This is a genomic window from Sulfobacillus harzensis (assembly GCF_012933365.1).
Taxonomy (GTDB): domain Bacteria; phylum Bacillota; class Sulfobacillia; order Sulfobacillales; family Sulfobacillaceae; genus Sulfobacillus_B; species Sulfobacillus_B harzensis.
Genome location: NZ_JABBVZ010000229.1, coordinates 1 through 2,029, shown reverse-complemented (window position 1 = coordinate 2,029; position 2,029 = coordinate 1). Strand labels below are relative to the sequence as shown.

Annotated in this window: 2 protein-coding genes and 1 tRNA gene; all 3 read left to right on the top strand. The window is 57.8% G+C overall.

Annotation, left to right across the window (positions count from 1 at the left end; genetic code table 11):
* Positions 1-48: 48 nt before the first annotated feature.
* Positions 49-414, top strand: a complete 366-nt coding sequence (locus HIJ39_RS22625; RefSeq protein ID WP_169103291.1) for a hypothetical protein — start codon at positions 49-51, stop codon at positions 412-414.
* A 322-nt stretch (positions 415-736) separates the two neighbouring features.
* Positions 737-807, top strand: a tRNA-OTHER gene (locus HIJ39_RS22620).
* Between the two features lie 36 nt (positions 808-843).
* Positions 844-1,185, top strand: a complete 342-nt coding sequence (locus HIJ39_RS22615) for a hypothetical protein (protein WP_169103290.1) — start codon at positions 844-846, stop codon at positions 1,183-1,185.
* Positions 1,186-2,029: the final 844 nt, after the last annotated feature.

The following is a 2,029-nucleotide window of genomic DNA, read 5'->3' as shown; positions in this document are numbered from 1 at the left end:
GGTATACTGCTGATGAGAGGAGTTTGCTCGATGGAAGGAGAGCATCCTATGTCGGATCAACCGCCGACGCCACCCACTACGCAAGATTTTCCCGACCATTGGGGATTCTATCTCTTGCAGGCGATTAACCGGCTCGATGACAAGATTGATGGTGTCCGCCGCGAACAGGAGCGGACGGCTGATGCGTTGCGCCAAGAGCTCGGCCAAGAAATCAGCATCGTGCGCCAAGAACTCGGTCAAGAAATCAGCACCGTACGCCAAGAGCTCGGTCATGGCCTCGGTGGTTTACGCCAAGAGATGCAGGCGCTCGACGCCAAGTTCGATCAAAAACTCACGAACCTCCAATACTGGTATTGGGGTACGCTCGTCGTGATTATCGTCGGGTTTGTCACGATACTGCTGACCCACCCTTAACGCGGCCTCCCGGCCGCATGACGTTTTCCTTGCATTTCCGGTTGATTTCATGGCGCAGCCCGGCGAGATGACGGGCTAAGGTTGGTGTATCGTTCCGCGCCGCCACCCCCGGCAGGCCAAGTCGTGGGGTGCAGGGTGAGTCGCACCGATGATAGCGTCGGACCGCGTGTCCCCCAGGCCATTGGGAGCGCGGAGCTCGTCAGGAGGGGCCCTTCCCTGATGACGCGACCACACTAAACGGAACGGAGCGGGGGCAGGACCCGCCGCCATGATCTTTTTAACTCTTGGGTTAGTGCCCGCGCAGCGGCATCCAGCCCATTCAGGTGCCCATGTTCCAAGGCGGCGAGCGAGACTCCAAATCTTGCTGTGGCAGGTTCGATTCCTGCGGCATCTCGGTGTATTATTTTGCAGGAGTGATATCGCGTGATAATGGAAGGTCGTAATCCGCGACAACCATCAGCCCAACGGAATTCGTCTGTGGGTTTGGTCCTATTGGTAATGTTTGTCGGCTTCCTCATGGTGGGTATTCCGACTGTCGCCACCATCTGGTCTCGTGCGGCTCATGGTCATCCGCACGCCTGGCGATCTGCGTGGCCGTTCTTAGCCGTTGTAGCCACTTTCATCGCGGCCCCCGTATGCTTTGGTGTCGTGCAGATGCTTCGGGAACGACGCGGTAAAGGTATGCCGGACTGGGCATTTGTCGCGCTCATCGTCGGCATGGCGTCCTTTTGCGTCGCCCTCATTTTTGTTCCGGCTCTGGTCTTGCAATAGATTGGAGAATACACCGCGAGTTCATTAAAGAACTCGGCCTCGATATCGACGAGTAACCCCCCCTGCGCCTCACGCCACAAAGTCTCCCAAGCTCATCTCCAAGGAACCTGGATATCACGATCCCCGTCTCGAAAAGATCGACCCCTTCTGGAACAATAGAATTATGGCCTATCGCCCTCTATGTCTCCCTTCAAGCAAATAGGCGGTTCCCATTGGCCGCTTGTTTCGTTAGCGGCGGTATGGGATTGGTAAGGACCCAGGCACGCCCTGCCGGGCATGCCGTCTTTTGTTCATGGCGCCGCACGGCGAGATGACGGGCTGGACCATGCGACGGGATGGCTCCCTGTGTGAGTGCTCCCGTGGTCCGACGATGGCCGTCTGGGTCCGTAGGGACACCTGGCCAGCGAACCAGGGCAGGACTGGTCGCCATGATTGTTGACACGCTGGATGCCGTTCGAACACACTCTCTCGGAGTTGAGGGACGACGTGGCTTGACGTCACTAGGCGGTATGCCAGTCTGCACTTATCGTGCCGGCGTGTTGGGCGCACCAGAGGTTCGAATCCTCAAGGCACGGACACATGTGTCGACACGCGTGCATAGGGGCCAGATGATCTGGGGTGGGTGAAACGCCCACACACGCGCTGTCATTCTTGCAAAAGGCTTACGTCCTTGGGCCCCTTGGGCCTAAAACTTCCGGCCGGGGTGGAATCCCGGTGATACGGGGATTGGGCGTCCCGAGTGTCCTAAGAGTGCGGCGCAGGTCAGGGTAAAGTGGACCCCGTTGTCAAGACAGTTTTTTAGTCCCTCAAGTGTGAGACTGTAATCCCCTTTCTTTGTCTTACT

Excerpts from the sequence above, each read along its gene's own strand:
- HIJ39_RS22625 (WP_169103291.1), top strand. The coding sequence starts at position 49 with ATGTCGGATCAACCGCCGACGCCACCCACTACGCAAGATTTTCCCGAC.
- HIJ39_RS22615 (WP_169103290.1), top strand. The coding sequence starts at position 844 with ATGGAAGGTCGTAATCCGCGACAACCATCAGCCCAACGGAATTCGTCT.